This is a genomic window from Fictibacillus sp. Mic-4 (genome assembly GCF_049843615.1).
GTDB classification, from domain to species: domain Bacteria; phylum Bacillota; class Bacilli; order Bacillales; family Fictibacillaceae; genus Fictibacillus_A; species Fictibacillus_A gelatini.
Genome location: NZ_JBBHZM010000012.1, coordinates 43,308 through 63,082 on the forward strand (window position 1 = coordinate 43,308; position 19,775 = coordinate 63,082).

A 19,775-nucleotide genomic window follows, 5' to 3' on the forward strand; every position below is an offset into this window, starting at 1 on the left:
TGGATTCTAAAAGCAAGTATAGCCTAACACGAAGAAAGCTCTGGCAATTGGATAAGCCAGAGCTTTTTAATAAGCAATGCCCACGCGGGATTTGTTGTATGCCGTGTCCATTAATTGAGCATATGCAAAATTGGCGACATCATCGACATTGATTTTTTTGCCGCCTTCCGGAAGAAAGTCTTTTTCTACACGGTAGTGCCCCATCGCTTCCCCATCAGGCAAATAGGTGGGGCATACAATCGTCCAGTCAAGGCCGGATGATTGGAGCGCCTCATAAACGTTAAAATGTTCTTTAGCGGCACGAGTTAAAGAGCGTCTTGATTCACTTGTTTCATAGCGCAGTTTATCAGGTTCGCCGCGGCTTTGCAGGATCCCTGCAGTCCCGATAGCCACGATTCGTTTTATTCCTTTTGCTTTCATGGTAGTAATGATATGGTGTATACTGTCAGAAAGAGCCGTGCCGCCGTCCGTACTTAACGCACTGATCACCATGTCACACCCGTCGATGGCGCGGCGAATGTCTTTTTCATTTACAACATTGCCTTGAAAAATGCTCAGGTGTTCGTTTTTGATCTCCAATTGAGCAGGAGAGCGGACCAGGGCATGAACGTGGTGTCCATCGCTCAACGCGTTTTCTACGATTTTTTGGCCAACCCGGCCGGTTGCACCAAGTATAAGAATATTCAAGTAGCTTACCTCCGAATCAATGATTTATGATTTTACTATACGTTTTGTTCAATATCATTTCCAGTAAGGAGGAACTGCAATGGATGTACGTTACCCGATTGGACGGGAAGCAGCTGCCATCATGTCGCTCAAATTACGTCGCTTCGCAAGCGGATGGGGTGGTAACAGATGATACAGCCAATTGACATTAAAGACCCGGCCATTGCGCAACAGGTGCTTGAGGTACAAATCCCGTCTTATCAAGTGGAGGCGGAATTAATCGGCTTTTTCGGCATTCCCCAGCTGCGTGACACAACCCGGTCCCTTATGAATTGCCCGGAAGATTTTTACGGGTATTTTATGGATGGAAACTTAGCCGGGGCTATTTCATTTGTGAAAAAAGATGGTGTAGTAGATATTCACCGCCTGATTGTCCATCCTGATTATTTCCGCAGGGGCATCGGGAGAAGTTTAGTCCAATATGTCCTGGATTTCGATAAGAACATCAAAAAGTATATTGTAAGCACAGGGGCAAAGAATATTCCAGCGAAAAATTTATACAAGAAGCTCGGATTTGTGGAAATAGGAGAACAAGAAGTAGCTCCCGGGGTGTTGATTACGCAGTTTGAGAAAATGGCAGTATGAGCCGGAACCGGCCGTACGCCGGTTCTGGCTGCTCCCGCTTTGAAACAAAATGGCTTTAGCCATTTTGTTCGGGGCTACATGCTCTCTTCTTTAAACACTCCCATATCCCTTAACTTTTTAGCGGCATTTTTGCTGCTTTTTTCCCCTAATTTCTTTAATGCATTTCCGACGTGAACTTTAATGGTCCGGAGGGAAACGACCATCTGTTTGGCAATGGATCTCTGGGTCACTCCTTCGCTGATCATCTCCATTATCTTTAATTCAGTCGAAGTTAGCATATCCCGGATTTCTTTTACTTGATTTTGCTGTTCCAGTTGTTTTAAGCGCCTGAACTCCTCCCGTATTTGTTCGGCAACAGAAGCGCTGATCGGGGATTCCTTTTTAAAGGCCGAACGAATGGTATCGGGTATTTTCTCGAAGTCCGATTTGGCCAGGTAGTCTGTTGCTCCTGCCCGAAATGCGTCAAATATTATGTCTTTCTCCTTATGGGAAGTGAGCATAATGACTCTGGCTGAACACATTTTGCACACTTCGGACGTAAGCCAGATCCCTTCCGTCTCACCGGCAAGGGAGATGTCCATTAAAATGACGTCAAATTCCTCATTTTTAAGAAGCTCGAGCGCTTCATCACATGTTTGAGCCTGGGAAATGACTTTGATGTCAGGCTCCCTTGATAAAAAGTCAACCAGCCCTCTTAACCAATCTTTATCATCTTCAACAATTAACAATTTGATTTGACTCATACCCTTTCAACCTGCCTACTATAAGGGAAACTGCAAACTAATCGTTGTGCCCTTCCCTTGTTCACTTTGAATATTGATTGATCCTTTATGTTTTTTCATCACTTGATAAGCGTACGCAAGCCCTAAGCCAAAATTGCTCTCGCTCTTCGTCTTCGTCGTGAAAAACGGCTTCATGACCTGCTTCATATATTTTTTTTCGATCCCGACACCCGAATCCTTTATTTCCGCTACAGCGTGCTTATTCGTTTTGTATAAGCTGACGGTTAACTCTCCGCCGTCTGGCATCGCTTCAATCGCGTTTAATAATAGATTGTTAAATACTTCTGTTACCTGGGTGCGGTCACAATAAAGATCGAAGTTGCCGTCATATAATGTATGTACTTTAATTCGATCCAGACTGGGGCGAAATTGGGCGAGTAAATTTTCCAGTATGACAGCCAGATCATGCCTCTCTTTTTTTAATGCGAGGTCCCGCGTTTGATTTCGTACGTGCTGGATCACGTCCTGGACGTGTTCGGATGTGGATAAAATTACCCGAATGTCCTCTAGCAGCTCTTCTTGCCCCGTTTCCATTGCAAATCTTTCAATTTTTTTTCCGAATAACCGCATTTTACCGACATCATTTTTAATCGCGTGATTTAAGATGGCCGTTCCTGATGTAATGGCATGAATGGAGTAATCGAGCTCTCTTTTTTCAATGAAAAACTGAATGCCGAGAAACCCGTATTTAAACATGCCGATTAAACATATTAAAACAGCAAATGACACAAACCACGTATTGTGCCGCCACATGCCTTCTAACCCGAAATTAGGCAGTACGTAATTCATGATTGAGCAAAGTATAACCGCCGGGACAACTGCTAAACTTGTAATCTGATGATTGCGGCGCAGAAAAAAGTTGTCTTCCTTTTTGCTCAAAATAAGGTAAGATCCGAAAGCAATGTAGGGGGCAACCCAGAATAGTGCGAGTTTAAAGTTAATTGGATAAAACGGCCGCTCGAAAAGTAAGGTTGCAAGTATTGGACAAAGAAGCACAAATGGAAGGACATTCCTTATTTTCCTCGTGATAAACGCCGGGTTATAAAAAATGGCAAATAAAATGAATGTATATGGAAGGCCGTAATATTGCATTAAAGAAGCGGCGGTTCCTATATTATCAACGACGGTTAGAGTGCCGGGAGCAATCCCCTTTTTTGCCGCTAATGGAAGTATATATTTGGTAATGACGACGGATAAGGCACCGGACCCACCGCAGAAAGCGACAAAGGCGAGGAAAACCCTTGTAGGGCTCCGATTTGCTGTTAAAAGCAAAATCCCTCCAATTGTCCAGAGCATAATTAGCACAAATAACATAAATTAACTTTCACTCCAAGCAAATAAAATACTTCTAAGCAATTACTAGTATGTAAAAAACGTCATGATTTTCCTTATGATAGATTTTACCACATAATTTGAAACACAAATCTCCATTACGGGCAAAACATAAATTTTTTATCAACAAAATTCGACAAAATCGGGAAAAACCGCCAATATTAAGGCATTTCGGCAGGGGGTACTAGAAAAAGATAGTACTTTTTTTTTTCGCTCATTTCCTTACAATCATAGGTAAGATACGAAATACCAGATGAGCGGCGGAGGTGCCCGAACTTGAAACGGATGTTTGCTTGCATCATTCTGTTCCCTTTATTCGTATACAGCGCGATCACACTTTCATGGATGGACAGCTATTTGATGTACGTCGGGAATTGGAAAGACCAACTTATCTTTACTCCCAAGACCATTACAGATACGAATCAAATTTATGAAATTGATAAATTGCTTTACGCTTTAGAGTTGAACCGTTACCCACGGCCATTTGTATTTTATCATTTCTTGCCCTTCTCGTGATGGGAATTAGCGAAATCGTTCGCTTGAGTAAAAAACACCGAAAAAAGGGCTATGACAAACATTATTTTAAAGTCTATTAAACGTGGGAGGAGTGGTGCATTGAAGAAAAAATTCATTTTTCCGCTATTGATGTTATGTATTGTTTTAGCCGGAGGATTAGCCGTTTTAGGCTGCACAATTAATTATAAAAATTATTGGGTAATACAGAAAGAAAAGTACGATGAGGCAGCTGATATGATCGATCGATTTCCGGAAAAAGCCGCGCAACAGCCGAATGTCAAAGGGTATTCTGTTTATACCATTTCAGAAGGCAGGAAGATGCTAGCGATAGCAGTAGGGGGTGAGTACAAAGGTCATAAAGTTGAATTGGAAAGGTTTTCCGCAAGAGGGGATACCACTCATATTACGATCAAAATAAAAAAAGGGAAGACGACAGAAGCAAACCCCGTCATTTTAATTGGTGTCAATAAATTGCACAAAAAGATTGTTGTAGAAGACACTAGCGGAACAAGATATAAAAAGATCTACTGGTAATCCAACAAAAAATAGAGCTATTTTGATAAGGAGTTGTGTGCAGGTGACAAAGAATAGAAGAAGAAATACTGCCGCATTTACAATGTTGGCCTGGTCAGGATTAATTGCTTTTACATCGCTCATGCTTATTGGGCTTTATACGTTAGATGAACCATTAATGGTGAAAGGATACTACTTAATGGGACTAGTCGGTGTGATCGTTTCTTCATTTACTGTGGCAAAAGTAGTTCGTGACAATCAAGAAGACGACGAGGGGCTTCAAAAGTTTTATAAAGAAGTTGAGTAAGCCATGGGGGCAGATGGATGCTCCCTTCAATTCTTTTCAGCCTGTTGAATTAGCACTATAGGAGGGAAGAGGTTATTAATAACAAGCATTTTATTTTCATCAGTATGATAAGTTTTACAGTATCCTTCACCTATTCTATACTCGGTTTAGATTTTGGACTGGCTTTCAACCATTTCAACACCTATCGGGATAGTTTAATAGGGCTAACCATTATAACGCTAGCCATATTAACGATATGCTCTTTTAAAACAAAGGGCAATTTGAAGTGGGTACCGATTTCGATACTTTCATTTTCTTCCCTGCTTACAGCAACAGTAGCCGCATCTTCGGTCGTCAAAAAGTACGTTCTATTGGCTTTCTTAAGCTATTATATTTTATTTGCATTCTCTATTGTCATATTTGTTGCCAGCTTTAAGCGGATCGAAGGCCGCTTGAAATTAGTCCCTATTCTGTTTTCTTTATTATCGATCATGTTGACGCTTTATGTCGTCTTTATGAACGCATTATGGAGCTATTCTAAGACGTTCATTTAAAATAAGAGAACAGCCCGCTCGATGATGGTCATCCTGCGGGTTGAAATTTTTTCTATCCTTTTTCAGAAATGTAGATTAAATAGGAAGACGGCCCTATTTTTCTAGAGTAAAGGATATGCAATAATGAAAAAAACAGTATGGTATCTCTTAATGCAAACGATTTCATAAAGATTTTTTGAAAGGGGAGTAACGAGTGAAAAGAAGGGCGATACGGCAAGTCTCTATTATTCTATTTTTAACACTTATTTTGCAAACGTTTGCACAAACGATCGATCAAAAAAATGCAAAGGCAGCGGATCGGAAAGTGACACTGGTTGGGGACTTGCAAAATGAACTTGGAGGATCCGGGGAGTGGAATCCATCCGACCCGAAAACCACCATGGCACTTTCCGAAGATGGATTATATAAATTATCCGGAACATTGCCAGCAGGGACGTATGAATATAAAATTGTAATAAACGGTTCATGGGATGAAAACTATGGAGAGAGAGGAGAACGAAATGGGGCCAACTATAAATTGACATTAAAAAAGAAAACATCCGTCACCTTTGTTTATAATGATTCCACTCATATTGCCACGGTTTCTATACCTCTGTCTGATCATGAGCTGCCGCGCATCGCCGGTGATATTCAGCCTGCGATTGGAGCCGGAAGCAACTGGTCACCGGCCGAATCAACCGCCATTTTAAAGGACGATGATAAAGACAATCTGTACACGTATACGACAGAGGTGCCAAAAGGATCGTACGAATTTAAAATTGTCCTTGGTTCAAGCTGGGACAACCCTTCTTACCCTTCAAACAACATGAAGCTCAATGTCCTCGAAAAGAAGAAGATCACTTTTTTTTACAACCACGATACTCACGACGTATATACCGATTATGATGCCGGGAAGCCGGATGGCGTTATCCAAAAAAACAAACTTTATCACAATACATGGGATAACTTGTATCGTTCGCCATTTGGCGCAGTAAAAGCCGGGGGTTCTGTAAAACTTCGGCTTCAGGCACAAAAGGGGGACCTAACCGGGGCAAGTGTTGTTTTAAAAAATTATACGACCGGAAACACAACAACTTCATCAATGAAAAATATCGGTTGGACGGAGCTGAAAGGGGAAAAGGCGGAATTTTGGGAAGCGACGGTTAAACTGAAAGAAAAAGGCGTTTACGGCTACAAGTTCATTGCCCGTGACGGTACCCAATTGGAAGAGTACGGCGAGGATGCGAAAGAAGGAAAATCCGGGCTTCCTGCTGACAGCAATGCGCCCTTTTTTCAGCTGACCGTATATGATCCTTCTTATCAAACACCAGACTGGATGAAGAGTGCGGTCGTTTATCAAATCTTCCCGGATCGTTTTTTTAATGGTGATAAAAAGAATGATACAGCCAAGCAGACGGCCAGGGGCAATGATCCGGTTGAACATCGGAAATGGGGTTCCCTTCCCGATAATCCGCGTTTAAAAGATGCTGAAGGCTATGACGGTGACGGCATCTGGAGCAATGACTTTTTCGGCGGCGATATCGAAGGAATACGGGAGAAGCTCGATTACATTCAATCGCTCGGCGTCAATACGCTCTATCTAAACCCAATCGCTGAAGCGTCATCCAATCATAAATATGACGCAACAGATTACAAAACGATTGACCCGATGTTCGCTTCACCGAAGGAATTTCAGGCGTTTGTCAACGAACTGAAAAAGCGGAAGATGCAACTTATTTTAGATGGAGTATTTAACCATGTCGGAGACGATTCGATTTATTTTGACCGCTATGGTAAATACAAAACAGTCGGGGCGTATGAATATTGGTCCCGTATTTACGACCTTGTTAATAAAGGAGTCAGTGAAAAAGAGGCGAAACAACGGGTTGAACAGCAGCTGAAAAAAGAAGGGCAGGTATTTAGCCCTTATGGATTCCAAAATTGGTTCAATATTGAAAATAAAAAGGAAAACGGTATCTATAACTATCAAGGCTGGTGGGGTTATGACTCATTGCCGGAAATCAAGTCAATTCCGGGCAAAAAAGTCGATCATGATTCGGAACTGAACAATGAAGCATTTGCCAACTATATCATGTACGACAAAAATTCCGTTGCGAAAAGCTGGCTCAAACGGGGAGCGTCTGGATGGCGCCTTGATGTCGCGAATGAAGTCGACCCTGATTTCTGGCGCGAGTTCCGTAAAGAGCTGAAGAAAGACAAGAAAAAGGATCCGCTCATCCTGGGGGAAATATGGGATGATGCGTCCCAATATTTCCTGGGAGATCTCTATGATTCTGTCATGAATTACCGTTTCCGCGGAGCTGTTATCGACTACTTGAAAAATGGGAATGCCGAAGGGGCGGTGGAGCAACTCAACGCCATTTATGAAGATTACCCGCCAGAAGCTTTCCATGCATTGATGAATTTGGTCGGATCACATGACACACCGAGGGCTTCCTTTGTTTTAGGGAATGGAACAGACTCTGTTGAGCGGGCAGAGCAGGACAAAAACTTTGACTATGAGCTCGGGATTAAACGCCTGAAGCTTGCGGCGATCATCCAAATGGGCTACCCCGGTGCGCCGGCCATTTATTATGGCGATGAAGCGGGGGTAACGGGGTCCAAAGACCCGGATAACCGCAGGACGTACCCGTGGGGGAAAGAAAATAAAGAGCTGATCCGGCATTATCAAACGATCGGAAGTGTGAGAAACGAGTACAGGGGACTTTTTTCCTCTGGCGAACTTCATCACCTTTATGCGGACGGGGATGTTTTTGCCTATGCCCGGAGAGATCAAAAGAATGTCGCGATCATCGTCACGAATCGGGGGGCGGAAGCGAAAACGATTGAACTGGATGTGAAGGATCTTTTAGTGAATCAAGTGCAGCTTATCGATCAGCTTGATCAAAAATATAACGTTACCGTAAAAGAAGGAAAGCTAAATATCACGATCCCGGCTATGGAAGGACGCATGCTCGTCACGGCTCCGGGGCAATCGCTTGAGCGGCCGAAAGCCGTCTCCCGCATCATGGTAAAAGAAGGAAGCCATTCCATTACGCTCGCATGGGATCAAAAAAACAGAGTCCGCTATAACATTTACGAAACGACGATCAGCGGCGGTTTATATAAAAAGATCGCAACGACGAAACGGCCTTATATTAAGATTGACAGCCTTGATAATGGACGGAGATATTATTTTGCCGTTACTGCCGTTGATCATTACGGCAACGAATCCGCAAAAACGGAGTCAAAAGAGGCGATACCGCATAGTAAGCTTATGAAAGGAAGCTATGCGATTAAAAACGTGACAAAATTGGCGGATGGCACGATTGATTTATCAAAAAGCCAGACGGTAGACGGGGAAATTTTTATTGAAAATGTAACGAATGAAGGCAAAGCCCAGGGATTACTAACAAAGCTTGAAGTAAAAGAACCGGGTAAGAGCGGGTGGTCGATATACGATGCGGAGTATGTGGGGCAAAAGCAAAACGCAAACGTGTTTCAAAGCGAGTTTTTGCCAGTTCAATCAGGGAAATATGAATACCGCTATGCCATTTCGACGGATCTCGGACGAAGCTGGGCAAGAAGCCCTTCCCAATACGTGGCTTATACGAAAGGAATAGATCGGGAACCTCCAGCAAAAAGCATGACATTAAAACAGCCGCAAGTAGAATCCGGTCAGGTGAATCTATCATGGACGGTTGAAGAAGCTAACCACCCGTATATGGCAGAGATTATCCGGAACGGCCATGTCGTTGAACGGCTGTTTGACCGGGCAAAAACGACATATAAGGATGATACGGTCACAAATGGCATCACGTACAGCTATGAAATCCGCTTGTATGAGCAATACGGCAATTTCGTTACATCGAACAAAGTGAGCATAACACCGGACTTACGGTTGGTCAAAGTGACGTTTCAAGTAAACGCGCCTGATTATACGCCGCAAAGCGCCAAACTGACGATACCAGGCAGCAAAAACGGCTGGAATACCGGTGCATGGGAAATGACGCGAAACGGCGCGGTAACGAATGATTTTGAATATACGGTCGAAGCACAGGAAGGAGAAGTGCTCACTTACAAATATGTAAAAGACGGTTCGTGGGATCATGAAGGACTTGCGGATCATACGCCATCCAACCCGGCTGATGATGATGTAAGCTATTACGGCTATGGCGCCCCGGGAACGGATTTGCAAATCGTGGTTAAAAATGAAGGAAATCATCAAATGGCCATACACGATAAAATTCTTCACTGGATTGACGAGCCGGCTGTCATTACATCTCATTCGGATGGGCAAACCGTCTCTTCTGACTCAATAACGTTAAAAGGTACTGCCATTAAAGGCGGTGTCCTGACGATAAATGGCGAACGGGTCGCCATCAATAATGACATGACATTCTCCCACACCCTTTCCTTAAAAGATGGGGAAAACAACATTCAAATTCATATTGAACCGTCAGAAGAAAGCAAAACAGCCATTTTTAAAAATGACGCTGGCGCGATCGCGAAAAGCACCAAAACATTGAACTGGACGATTATAAAAAAATAGAAATCCTCCCCCGGAGCGGGGAGGATTTTCTCAGAGTGTGGAGAACCTACATTAATTCAACCAATTGTAAAGATAATTCAACGAAAATTGATCGTAATTCAACAGATTTGAGATATAATTCAACGAATTTAAATTAAATGGAGTAAATCTCGTACGGGCTCTAACAGTGGATGAAGCAATCCGCTATCCAGCTTTTTTAAAAGATTGGCAGTGTCGTCTTTATTTTTCTTTTCCTGCTGCGCAAGTGCCTCGCGTTTTTTCTCATTTTCACGGATGGTTTTCTTCACATTATCCAGTTTGTCATAGAGGGTCTTTAGCTTCTCAACGTTTTTCCGGTTAGATTGAAGTACTTTATCCATTTGTTTCACTTGTTTTTTTAGTAGCCCAAGCTGTTTTACCTCTTGTTCTAATGATTGCTTCACCTTTTTTTGATCTTCGGCTAATTGTTCCAGTTTCTTTCTCAGATCGTTAACCGTTGATGGTAATAAAAATAGGGAATCTACTCTTCTCGTTGTCTCGTCTAACGTCTTGTTTATACCAGTCATTTTATCCAACGTCGCCGTCATGTCCTTTCTGAGGGATTCAGTTTTCTTGCTGAGATCGGCTATTTCTTTCAGCCAATTGTTTATCGTCTCTTGATCTAAGCCTCCTTTTGTTGGATCCGGCAATGCATCGCCAGGATTGCTTCCTCCTCCTGAATCAGGCTTAGATTCTGAATCGCCGGCATCTCCTGTGTCAGGCACAGTTCCTGAATGGCTGGAATGGCCAACATCTCCTGTTTCTGACCCTTTTCCAGATTCACCATCTATACCACCTTTATCCGGTTTTGAACTTCCATCCTTTTGTTGATCATTATCGTTAGAAGAACTCTTTTTTGAACGATGGCCTTCTTTAGATGGTTCCTTTTCATCAGATGGACAAAATAAAGGAAGCGATTCTTTTTTCTTTTTATCTGAAGAGTTGAATGAATCACCATTCATTAAACCGCGTAATACAGAATTGGTCGGCGGCTTCTCAATTGAAGCACTTTTGTTCGTAGTCACCAGCGAAAGTTGGCTCATATCTAACGTTTCAGCATGCATCGAGTGGCCGACGAGCGTTACATTTTCCAGCCCGACACCCGGGATGCTTTTACCAAGTTGGATACATGCCCCGCCAAATTGAAAACCGGTTGCATCAACGGACATTTGATGTACATGGACGGGTTGACTTGAATGAATCGTAATGGTCATCGGTCCGTTTGGCGTGTTGATTTGTTTCACCATCGTCATATCGTAAATCGTAGCATTCTTATAGTTAAAACGAATCATCAACTGATTTTTATGATGGGAAGTTTCGCCGGAAACGATCTTCGGAGCGAGCAGGTCACCTTCGATTCGGCCCGCTTTAATGATAAATCCTTCGGTAGGATCAGACGCTGCAAAGCCCGTTTTTACAGGAAAACTTACAAATGCTACGAGCCAACAAATGCATAAAACTAGTGATCCTAATTTTTGATAAGCTTTTTTTACCTTCATGCCATCACTCACTTTTTTCTTATGACGTTTTTCTCCTTTCTTTCTGTATCGCCGTTTTCTTTAAATCTTCACTTACACTTTGAGGAGTCCAGGCAAAGCAAAGTGCGCCACCAATTATTCCAAACACCGTACCAAGTAGTAAGCCTCCTAATGCTCCGATGAGTGACAAAACGGACAGGAAGATCGCGGCAATTCCGATAAATGTCTTGAGTGGCCTTGAGAAAAAAGCGAGAATGCCTAAGATGAGCAATAAACCGCCAAAAATGAAGCCGATAAAGGCAAATGTGCCGGGTAAAAAGGCAATAGGTGCCATGCTTACCGGAATCCACGTTACAAGACAGCCCGCCAGACAAATGAATAACGCTCCCCAAAATGGGCGAGACTGGCGCCACGATTTAAATGAACCCATGTTCCCTGCATGTTCCCCTTTCATTTTGTCCCTCCTCATTCCTTACATCTTTTACTTTTTAATTCGCTCAACAGAAAGCTTCATGCCATTTAAGGTTACTGTATTTTGAAACAAGTAATCGGTCTTTAATGTGGCGTTTTTTAAGACGATGCCATCGGCCCCTTGAGTGAACTGTTTTTGCCAGTCATCGCTAAAATGTTCAGCTATCGCCATTTTATTAAAGGTAGCATCTCCGTTAAGCGAACGTGCATCCTGGATTAATCCTGTGATCTTTACAGGCTTGGAAGCGGTAACGGTGATCCGGACCCACTGCCCGTCTGTGACCTGTAACTCTTTCGTAATTTTAAGACCATAAACCGTCAATTCTTTAATCTCGTTACGTCCCATTGGTATGGATTTGTTCTGGCTATTCTCTCCAAGTTTTGGATAGAAGGTGTAACCGTTTCCTTCAAGCTTGTCAAAGCTGACCGTGAAATCGCCGACTCCCGTAATAGGGACGGCGTAGGCTACCCCTGAAACGCCAAGGAAACTGACGAGCAAGCCAAGGAAAAGAAACCCTGAGGCGAGCGCCATCCAAAATTTCTTTTTGTTCGTTCTCCCTGTTGCACGTTCTTGTTGAGAGAAAATCGTTACAGACGCTTTTTCAAGTTCCATACGGTTGATTCGCTCCTCTCGTTTTAAAAAAAATTTTTTTCAACCAACACAACGGGCTGTTTTTGCCGTGTTGTCCCTCCTTAGCAATATGATAGCGTTTCCAATTGAGCCGGCTAGAAATGATGCTCCATTTTCGCTCATACCGCTAGCGGTATAAGCGTATCTGTGATTATTGTCAGAATAGTATTGCTATTTTAGCAAACTTTATAAAATCCAACAATAACCCGTTATAGTCCATAAAATAAGTGGGAATTTTAATAGTCCTCGAAAACCCTGGCCCTTAAAAAGAATAGTAAAATAGTATGGAATGAAAAATAAGTCGAAAGTTGGATGAATTTCAACACAGAAAACCTCATCATTCACTGAAAAATAATAAAATTTGGAGTAAGATAAGAATACGTAAGGATGTTGTGAGAGGAAGTGGATGAATGAGAGAGAATACAATCATCGGTTTTATTGGAACGGGTGTAATGGGAAAAAGCATGGCGCTCAATTTGCTAAAAGCGGGCTATCCGGTGCATATTTTTACCCGGACGCATGCTAAAGCAGAAGATTTGCTCATAAACGGGGCAACATGGGAAGAGTCCCCGAAGTCGCTTGCGGAAAAGGCGAACGTGATCATCACCATGGTTGGCTATCCGTCTGACGTTGAAGAAGTGTATTTCGGTGAAGAGGGCATTTTTGCCGGGGCAAAACCGGGGACGTATGTCATTGATGCGACGACTTCGAGCCCGAAACTCGCTAAAAAGATTGCGGAGCGGGCAAAGGAATTGAAGATGCATGCGCTTGATGCCCCGGTTTCTGGCGGCGATGTCGGTGCCAGAGAAGCAAGGCTCTCCATTATGGTTGGCGGCGAAGAGGAAGCATTCAATGAAATGCTGCCGATTTTTAAAACATTAGGGACGAACATTGTGCTTCAAGGAGAAGCCGGGGCAGGGCAGCATACGAAAATGTGCAATCAAATCGCAATCGCCTCAGGGATGATCGGGGTATGTGAGGCGCTCCTTTATGCGGAGAAAGCAGGGCTTGATCCAAATACGGTACTAAAAAGCATTGAGACGGGAGCGGCCGGAAGCTGGTCATTGTCAAACTATGTACCGAGGATCATCAACGGTGATTTCAGCCCTGGCTTTTATGTGAAGCATTTTATAAAAGACATGAAGATCGCGCTTGAATCCGCGGAAGAAATGGGGCTGCAGGTCCCGGGCTTAAGCCTTGCGAAGCAGCTATACGAAGAGCTTGCCCAAATGGGCGAAGAAAATAGCGGGACCCAGGCACTGTACAAACGATTAAAGCAATGATAAGAAAAGACGCCTATCCATTCATTGGATAGGTGCCTTTTTCTATTTAAAGCGAAATCCGGCTAAGATGTTCTCTTTACAATGAATTTACATTCGCTTTATTTCCACTTAATACTGAAGGCGTATCATGAAACCCTGCAAAACGAATACTGGTTTTGGACTTTTGCAGAAAAAGGAGCAATATGTCAAAAAGGCGGGTGGAAAAATGGTCTCCTCTAATAGGAACAAAATCATACTCCTTACCAATCGATATCCCTTTTTTCCCGGTGAGCAATTTTTAGAGACGGAAATGAAATATATTGCCAATTTATTTGAAGAAATTCATATTATTCCAGCTAACGGAAGCGGTAAGAGAAGAGATGTGCCAAAACAAACCCGGATTCATTCAATCTCCGGGGAATCATCAAAGGCAAAAAAGCATATTGGCCGTCTATTCACTGTTATGTTTGACGGACAGGCAAGAAGATGGTTCATGAAGGATGCAAAAAGGGCTATAAAAATGGGTCCGAAAGCTTTATTGATTTTAATCAACTGGCTTGGACATGCCGTGCGTATTCGAAAATACATTGAAAAACAGTGGCTAAAGAATAACGGGGATGCTGAGGAATGCTTGTTTTATTCGTATTGGCTAACGCCTTCAGCGGTAGCGCTGGCGATGATTAAAGAAAACTATAAGCATATACAGGTCGTTTCGCGTGCCCATCGCGGCGACTTATACGAAGCGGACCACGTTCCGCCTTATTTGCCGCTGCAGCGCGAAACGATTCGGCATCTTGATTCCGTCCATCCGATATCTGCCGATGCGAAACGTTACTTACTGAAGAACTACAATGAGGTGAATGAAAAGTTTTACATTAGCCGCCTGGGCACGGAAAGCCCTCAATTTATGGCAAGAAGTTCACAGGACGGAACTTTCCGGGTTGTCACCTGTTCATTTATGAAGCCTGTCAAAAGACTTCATTTATTGATCGAAGGATTGAAATATTCAAAACGAAAGATTCATTGGACCCATATTGGCGATGGAGATTTGCGGACTGAGATAGAAGAAAAGGCAAAAAAAGAGCTTCCGCCAAATGTGAGCGTTGAGTTTAAAGGCCAGCTCGATAATCGGCAAGTGTATGAATTTTACAAAAGCCATCCGGTTGACGTTTTCATCAATGTCAGCTCAAGTGAAGGGATCCCGGTTACGATCATGGAGGCGTTTAGCGTGGGAATACCAGTGATCGCTACAAATGTTGGAGGCGTAAAAGAAGTGGTCAATGAACATACGGGCATTTTGCTTGATCCAAATGTATCGCCAGAGCGGCTAAATGAGTGTATCGAAACGTTTATCGGATTGCCGGAAGAAGAGAAGAAAAAGTATCGCCTAAATGCCTATAAAATGTGGCGGGAACGCTATAACGCCGAGCAGAATTACAACACCTTTTTTAGGAATTTAAAACGATGGGATTTTCGTTCACATGGGTGATAACCGAAGCTTTTTACAAAATAGTTTTCTGACGTTTACAAGGCAGATTGCCAATATTGCCATCGGTGTTTTGCTCTTAGTTGTCCTCGCCCGCATTCTTGGGCCGGGGGGACAGGGGAAATATTCACTGATCACATTGCTTCCGACGGTTCTATTGACTTTTTTGACACTCGGGATCAATACATCGACGATTTATTATGTCAGCAAAGGCGAAGTCGAGTTAAATACGGTTTATAATAACAACATTTTGAGCGGCCTTTTTCTCAGTTTCATCAGTATGATGGTTGGCGCTATTGTCATCTACTTTTTTTCCGACCATTTTTTTAACCAAACGCCGCACGTGCTGCTCTATTTTTGCTTGCTTTCATTGCCGTTCATGTTCTTGCGGGAATTTTTCCAAACCGTTTTTCAAGGGCTGCAAGATTTTAAACTGTACAACACGGCGATGGTGATCAATCAATTTTCCATCCTTGCGTCCATTGTGCTATTTACGCTTGTGTTAGGGTGGGGGCTTGTAGGAGCGATTTCGGCGTTTATTTCCGGGAACCTCATTACGGTAATGTTCATGATCCGGGCGCTGAAAAAGCAGCATAAGCTGAAGGCAAGATTACACTCATTTTCTTTCGCTTACTTTAAAAAATCCGTGAAATATGGATTGAAAGTACACATTAGCAATTTTGCGAGCTTTCTCAATTATCGAATCGTCATTTTTTTGATCGGATATTTCATGGTCGACAGTGCCGTCGGGATCTATGTGACGGCGATGAATATCGGGGAGCGCCTGACCATTTTTGCGGCGTCGTTTTCGAATGTGCTGTATCCGAAAGTCGCATCCTGTGAGTCGGAAGAAGAACGGAACCGGCTAACATCGGTCGTCAGCAGAAACATTTTGGCCCTATCGGTTTCATTGGCCATCATCGGCGCGCTCGTCGCAAAGGATTTGATCGTTTATTTATTTGGCGGGGAATACAGGGAGAGTGCTGGTTTGTTGCAAATCATGCTCCCCGGCATTGCCTTTTTGTCGGTTGAAAAAATTCTTTCAAATGATATTGCGGGAAGAGGGAAGCCGGAGCTTAACATGTATCTTTCCATTTTCAACGTTGTATTCAATTTCATATTGAATGTTTTTCTCATCCCGAAACATGGATTGGCCGGGGCGGCGCTGGCTGCCACGATAACGTATTTTGTCAGCTTCATATGCAAAGCGTTCATGTTCCGCATAGTGACAAAAGAGCCGTTTCATCGTTTTCTTCTCATAAAAAAAGAAGACATCCGATTGTACAAACGGGCGGCTATGAAGGTAAAACTGAGGCGCCATGCCTGAGGTAAAGCGATGCGGCACTTTTCTAACAAAGATGAAGGGACCGGTTTCTTCATATTCCGTTTACAATCTCTTAACGTAACCTTTACCGTCCAGAAGCTTGAAATATTGTATGGTGGAACTATAGATAGAAGTTTAAAAATAAACCGTTTTTCTTACGTACACTAACGATTGAATCAAAGGTTGTGAAACATAATTTATGAAAATTTGTCATTTAACTTCTGTCCATCCCGCTGATGACATCAGAATATTTGTCAAAGAATGTTGTTCCCTCCGTAAAGCCGGACATGATGTAACGCTCGTGGCGACAAATACGGAAAGCTGCATCCGCAATGGCGTAAAAGTGGCCGGGGCCAGGTCAAACGCGAATAACCGGCTCGTACGCATGATCAAGGCCTCCTGGGCTGTTTATAAAGAGGGATTGGCCCAGGGCGCCGATATTTATCATTTCCACGATCCCGAGTTGATCGGAATCGGGCTCTTGCTTAAATGGAAAGGAAAAAAAGTCATTTATGACGTGCATGAAGACGTTCCTGAGCAAGTGTTGTCCAAACAGTGGATTCCAAAGCCGCTCCGGAAATGGGTTTCATCTTTTGTAAAAACCATTGAAAGATTTGCTTCCAGGCGCTTTGATGCCGTCGTTGCGGCGACGCCAACGATTGGTGAAAGGTTTCAAACCTATAATCCAAATACGGTAATCATTCATAATTTCCCGATTTTACAAGAGTTGCTAAAGGAGAAAAGCGTTTTAGAAACGAACGGCCAGGATCGGAGGCATTTCATATATATTGGCGGAATTACCTATTTGCGCGGCATCAAGCAAATGGTGGAGGCAATGGACGTTCTTAACCGCCGGAGCGAAGAGAAGCTTGTTCTTGCGGGCAACTTCAGCCCGGAGCCATTGAAAGATGAAGTGAAAGAATTGCCAGGCTGGCGATTTGTGGACGATAAAGGCTGGCTGGATAGAGAAGCCGTCGTGGAACAGCTAGCGAAGGCGCGCGCCGGGCTTGTGCTGCTTCATCCCGAGCCAAGATATATGGTGTCGTACCCGATTAAGCTCTTTGAATATATGGCGGCGGGAATTCCATCCATCGCCTCGAATTTTCCGTTATGGCGCGAATTTGTCGAAGGGAATCAATGTGGGATTTGCGTAAATCCTTTACATCCTGAAGAGATTGCGAAGGCGATGAAATGGCTTATCGACCACCCCGAAGAGGCAAGGCGAATGGGGGAAAACGGAAGGAAGGCTGTAATTGAAAAGTACAATTGGGAAAAAGAAAGCGAGGAACTCGTCCGTTTGTATGAATCGCTTCATCTCCCAAACGAAGCGGTTTTGGACATAAGTTAAAGCAATTAAACGATTCGAAAAAATATCCAAAAAAGGTGGCAATAAGAAATGGAAAACGCGATGATGCAAATGAATGTACCGATGCTTGATCTAACCGAACAATACGCAAGCCTTAAACAAGAGATCAATCAAACGCTCGAGGAGATTATTTCCGGCTCCCGATTTATTTTAGGCAGCCATGTTAAACAACTTGAAGAAGACATTGCAACGTTCAGCAATGTTCACTATGGTATAGGGGTTGCCAGCGGAAGCGACGCTTTGCATATTTCTTTGTTGGCATGCGGGATCCAGCCTGGCGATGAAGTCATTGTGCCTTCGTTTACGTTCTTCGCGACGGCAGGGGCAGTGGCGCGGGCAGGGGCCATTCCGGTGTTTGTTGACATTGACCCAAAAACGTACAATATCGATCCTGAAAAAGTAAAGGAAGCGATCACGGATAAAACCGCGGCCATCATACCGGTTCATTTGTATGGCCAGATGGCGGATATGGATCCGATTGTGGAGCTTGCGAGAAAGCATCATTTGGCCATTATCGAAGACGCCGCACAGGCCATTGGCTCAGCATATAAAGGGAAAAGCCCCGGGGAACTGGGAACGGCGGCATGCTACAGCTTTTTCCCGACGAAAAACCTCGGTGCATACGGGGACGGCGGCATGATCGTCACAAAAGACGAAGAAATCGCCGAGACGGCAAAGATCATCCGCGTGCATGGAAGCCAGCCGAAGTATTATCACCATATTCTCGGGCTAAATAGCCGTTTAGACGAATTGCAGGCTGGCGTTTTGAATGTGAAATTCCGGCATTTAAAGAGATGGAATGAATTGCGCACGGAAAAGGCCGGCATCTATACATCCCTTTTCACCGATTACTTGAAAGAGGGTGTTGTTACGCCATATGTTGAAGCGCACAATGAACACGTGTTTCATCAATATACGATTCGGGCCGAGCGCAGAAATGAGCTGCAGCAATTTTTAAAGGAGCGGGGCGTCAGCACAATGGTTTACTATCCTCAGCCGCTCCACTTGCAGCCTGTTTTTCACGAGTTGGGCTATCAGCCAGGCGATTTGCCAGAAGCAGAAAGGGCGGCACGGGAAGCTCTCTCATTGCCGATGTTTCCGGAATTGACATTGGAACAGCAAGAATACGTCGTGGAGCAAATTGCTTCATTTTACAACAAATAGAGGGGGCTACGAAATTGACAGTGCAACTAGGGCAAAATGTTGTTATCGGAACGGATGTTACATTTGGCGACAATGTCATCATCGGCCATAATGTCGTCATCTATGATGGGGTTTCCATCGGCGAAAACTGCGTCATCCAGGACAATGCCGTGATCGGAAAGCAGCCGTTGAGGGCAAAAAATTCGGCGCTGCCTGAATTAAAAACACTTCCCCCGGCGAAAATCGGTTCAGGGGTGACAATTGGCACATCTTCTATCATTTATGCAGGTGCTGTGATCGAAAACGATTGTTTTATAGCCGATCTTGCGACGATCAGGGAGCGGGTGGCCATAGGCCATCAAACGATCGTTGGCCGCGGGGTTGCAGTCGAAAATGATTGCGTGATCGGAAAGAAATGCAAGCTCGAGACGAATTGCTACATCACGGCATACTCAGAACTTGAAGATTTTGTTTTCGTCGCTCCGGGTGTCGTGACAACCAATGATAATTTCATGGCAAGATCGAAAGAACGATTTGACCATTTCAAAGGGATTACGGTTAAACAGGGCGGCAGGATTGGGGCAAACGCCACGATTTTGCCGGGTAAAGTGATTGGGGAGGATGGAGCCGTCGCTGCCGGGAGCGTCGTGACAAAGGACGTTCTCAAGGAAGAAATTGTGGCGGGCTGTCCGGCCAAAAAGCTGAGGGAAGTCCCTCAAAACCAGCTGTTGAGAAATCAAGAATGACCCGGATTGATATGGCCGCCCTGAA

The 19,775-nt window shown here is 43.8% G+C and carries 18 protein-coding genes; 12 read left to right on the forward strand and 6 right to left on the reverse strand.

Going from position 1 to position 19,775, the window contains the following annotated elements; all coding sequences use genetic code 11:
- Nucleotides 1-66: 66 nt before the first annotated feature.
- On the reverse strand, nucleotides 67-687 hold the full coding sequence (locus tag WD019_RS09990) for an NAD(P)-dependent oxidoreductase (protein ID WP_425711391.1): 621 nt from the start codon (nucleotides 685-687) through the stop codon (nucleotides 67-69).
- A 168-nt stretch (nucleotides 688-855) separates the two neighbouring features.
- Here WD019_RS09990 and WD019_RS09995 point away from each other — a divergent pair, with 168 nt between their 5' ends.
- Nucleotides 856-1,311 carry a GNAT family N-acetyltransferase gene (locus tag WD019_RS09995; RefSeq protein ID WP_425711392.1) on the forward strand — a complete coding sequence of 152 codons (456 nt, stop codon included), beginning with the start codon at nucleotides 856-858 and terminating at the stop codon, nucleotides 1,309-1,311.
- Nucleotides 1,312-1,385: 74 nt separating this feature from the next.
- Here the strand turns inward: WD019_RS09995 and WD019_RS10000 are convergent, their stop codons facing one another.
- Together WD019_RS10000 and WD019_RS10005 are read right to left on the reverse strand one after the other, a co-directional pair.
- A complete protein-coding gene (locus WD019_RS10000; protein ID WP_026678842.1) occupies nucleotides 1,386-2,054 on the reverse strand; it encodes a response regulator transcription factor in 669 nt (222 codons plus the stop codon).
- A gap of 18 nt (nucleotides 2,055-2,072) precedes the next feature.
- Complete coding sequence (locus WD019_RS10005; protein WP_026678841.1) at nucleotides 2,073-3,407, reverse strand: sensor histidine kinase; 1,335 nt, start codon at nucleotides 3,405-3,407, stop codon at nucleotides 2,073-2,075.
- 303 nt (nucleotides 3,408-3,710) lie between these two features.
- Between WD019_RS10005 and WD019_RS10010 the strand changes: the two genes are divergently transcribed.
- From WD019_RS10010 to WD019_RS10030, 5 genes are all read left to right on the forward strand, one after another.
- Nucleotides 3,711-3,941, forward strand: a complete 231-nt coding sequence (locus WD019_RS10010) for a DUF4306 domain-containing protein (RefSeq protein WP_425711416.1) — start codon at nucleotides 3,711-3,713, stop codon at nucleotides 3,939-3,941.
- A gap of 99 nt (nucleotides 3,942-4,040) precedes the next feature.
- A complete protein-coding gene (locus WD019_RS10015) occupies nucleotides 4,041-4,475 on the forward strand; it encodes a hypothetical protein (protein WP_026678840.1) in 435 nt (144 codons plus the stop codon).
- A gap of 82 nt (nucleotides 4,476-4,557) precedes the next feature.
- The gene (locus WD019_RS10020; RefSeq protein WP_051291572.1) at nucleotides 4,558-4,761 is read left to right on the forward strand and encodes a YiaA/YiaB family inner membrane protein; all 204 of its coding nucleotides are present in this window, start codon (nucleotides 4,558-4,560) and stop codon (nucleotides 4,759-4,761) included.
- A 260-nt stretch (nucleotides 4,762-5,021) separates the two neighbouring features.
- Entirely contained in the window at nucleotides 5,022-5,294 is a 273-nt protein-coding gene (locus WD019_RS10025) for a hypothetical protein (protein WP_026678838.1), read from the forward strand.
- 193 nt (nucleotides 5,295-5,487) lie between these two features.
- The gene (locus WD019_RS10030; RefSeq protein WP_428845943.1) at nucleotides 5,488-9,825 is read left to right on the forward strand and encodes an alpha-amylase family glycosyl hydrolase; all 4,338 of its coding nucleotides are present in this window, start codon (nucleotides 5,488-5,490) and stop codon (nucleotides 9,823-9,825) included.
- A 128-nt stretch (nucleotides 9,826-9,953) separates the two neighbouring features.
- On the opposite strand, the gene WD019_RS10035 is transcribed toward WD019_RS10030, so the two are convergent.
- The 3 genes from WD019_RS10035 to WD019_RS10045 are packed head-to-tail and all read right to left on the reverse strand — an operon-like array spanning nucleotide 9,954 to nucleotide 12,405.
- Nucleotides 9,954-11,342 (reverse strand): hypothetical protein, encoded by a 1,389-nt coding sequence (locus WD019_RS10035; RefSeq protein ID WP_425711393.1) that lies wholly within the window; start codon nucleotides 11,340-11,342, stop codon nucleotides 9,954-9,956.
- A 19-nt stretch (nucleotides 11,343-11,361) separates the two neighbouring features.
- Complete coding sequence (locus tag WD019_RS10040; protein ID WP_051291563.1) at nucleotides 11,362-11,775, reverse strand: DUF6114 domain-containing protein; 414 nt, start codon at nucleotides 11,773-11,775, stop codon at nucleotides 11,362-11,364.
- Between the two features lie 27 nt (nucleotides 11,776-11,802).
- Nucleotides 11,803-12,405: a DUF6230 family protein gene (locus tag WD019_RS10045; protein ID WP_425711394.1), complete on the reverse strand. Its 603-nt coding sequence runs from the start codon at nucleotides 12,403-12,405 to the stop codon at nucleotides 11,803-11,805.
- Nucleotides 12,406-12,833: 428 nt separating this feature from the next.
- Between WD019_RS10045 and WD019_RS10050 the strand changes: the two genes are divergently transcribed.
- The 6 genes from WD019_RS10050 (at nucleotide 12,834) to WD019_RS10075 (ending at nucleotide 19,750) form a co-directional block, all read left to right on the forward strand.
- Nucleotides 12,834-13,706, forward strand: coding sequence for an NAD(P)-dependent oxidoreductase (locus WD019_RS10050; RefSeq protein ID WP_425711395.1), 873 nt, complete (start codon nucleotides 12,834-12,836; stop codon nucleotides 13,704-13,706).
- Nucleotides 13,707-13,833: 127 nt separating this feature from the next.
- Nucleotides 13,834-15,174 (forward strand): glycosyltransferase, encoded by a 1,341-nt coding sequence (locus tag WD019_RS10055; protein WP_425711396.1) that lies wholly within the window; start codon nucleotides 13,834-13,836, stop codon nucleotides 15,172-15,174.
- Nucleotides 15,167-16,498, forward strand: coding sequence for a flippase (locus tag WD019_RS10060; RefSeq protein ID WP_425711397.1), 1,332 nt, complete (start codon nucleotides 15,167-15,169; stop codon nucleotides 16,496-16,498). The genes WD019_RS10055 and WD019_RS10060 overlap by 8 nt, the downstream gene beginning before the upstream one ends.
- A 196-nt stretch (nucleotides 16,499-16,694) precedes the next feature.
- Nucleotides 16,695-17,843 (forward strand): glycosyltransferase family 4 protein, encoded by a 1,149-nt coding sequence (locus WD019_RS10065; protein ID WP_026678832.1) that lies wholly within the window; start codon nucleotides 16,695-16,697, stop codon nucleotides 17,841-17,843.
- Between the two features lie 69 nt (nucleotides 17,844-17,912).
- Entirely contained in the window at nucleotides 17,913-19,025 is a 1,113-nt protein-coding gene (locus tag WD019_RS10070; protein WP_425711418.1) for a DegT/DnrJ/EryC1/StrS family aminotransferase, read from the forward strand.
- Nucleotides 19,026-19,045: 20 nt separating this feature from the next.
- Nucleotides 19,046-19,750: a DapH/DapD/GlmU-related protein gene (locus WD019_RS10075; protein ID WP_425711419.1), complete on the forward strand. Its 705-nt coding sequence runs from the start codon at nucleotides 19,046-19,048 to the stop codon at nucleotides 19,748-19,750.
- Nucleotides 19,751-19,775 lie beyond the last annotated feature (25 nt).

Bases quoted from the DNA above. Each gene is read 5' to 3' on its own strand.
- WD019_RS09995 (WP_425711392.1), top strand. From the start codon at position 856: ATGATACAGCCAATTGACATTAAAGACCCGGCCATTGCGCAACAGGTG.
- WD019_RS10000 (WP_026678842.1), bottom strand. From the start codon at position 2,054: ATGAGTCAAATCAAATTGTTAATTGTTGAAGATGATAAAGATTGGTTA.
- WD019_RS10005 (WP_026678841.1), bottom strand. From the start codon at position 3,407: ATGTTATTTGTGCTAATTATGCTCTGGACAATTGGAGGGATTTTGCTT.
- WD019_RS10010 (WP_425711416.1), top strand. From the start codon at position 3,711: ATGTTTGCTTGCATCATTCTGTTCCCTTTATTCGTATACAGCGCGATC.
- WD019_RS10020 (WP_051291572.1), top strand. From the start codon at position 4,558: ATGTTGGCCTGGTCAGGATTAATTGCTTTTACATCGCTCATGCTTATT.
- WD019_RS10035 (WP_425711393.1), bottom strand. From the start codon at position 11,342: ATGAAGGTAAAAAAAGCTTATCAAAAATTAGGATCACTAGTTTTATGC.
- WD019_RS10040 (WP_051291563.1), bottom strand. From the start codon at position 11,775: ATGAAAGGGGAACATGCAGGGAACATGGGTTCATTTAAATCGTGGCGC.
- WD019_RS10045 (WP_425711394.1), bottom strand. From the start codon at position 12,405: ATGGAACTTGAAAAAGCGTCTGTAACGATTTTCTCTCAACAAGAACGT.
- WD019_RS10050 (WP_425711395.1), top strand. From the start codon at position 12,834: ATGAGAGAGAATACAATCATCGGTTTTATTGGAACGGGTGTAATGGGA.
- WD019_RS10055 (WP_425711396.1), top strand. From the start codon at position 13,834: ATGAAACCCTGCAAAACGAATACTGGTTTTGGACTTTTGCAGAAAAAG.
- WD019_RS10060 (WP_425711397.1), top strand. From the start codon at position 15,167: ATGGGTGATAACCGAAGCTTTTTACAAAATAGTTTTCTGACGTTTACA.
- WD019_RS10065 (WP_026678832.1), top strand. From the start codon at position 16,695: ATGAAAATTTGTCATTTAACTTCTGTCCATCCCGCTGATGACATCAGA.
- WD019_RS10070 (WP_425711418.1), top strand. From the start codon at position 17,913: ATGAATGTACCGATGCTTGATCTAACCGAACAATACGCAAGCCTTAAA.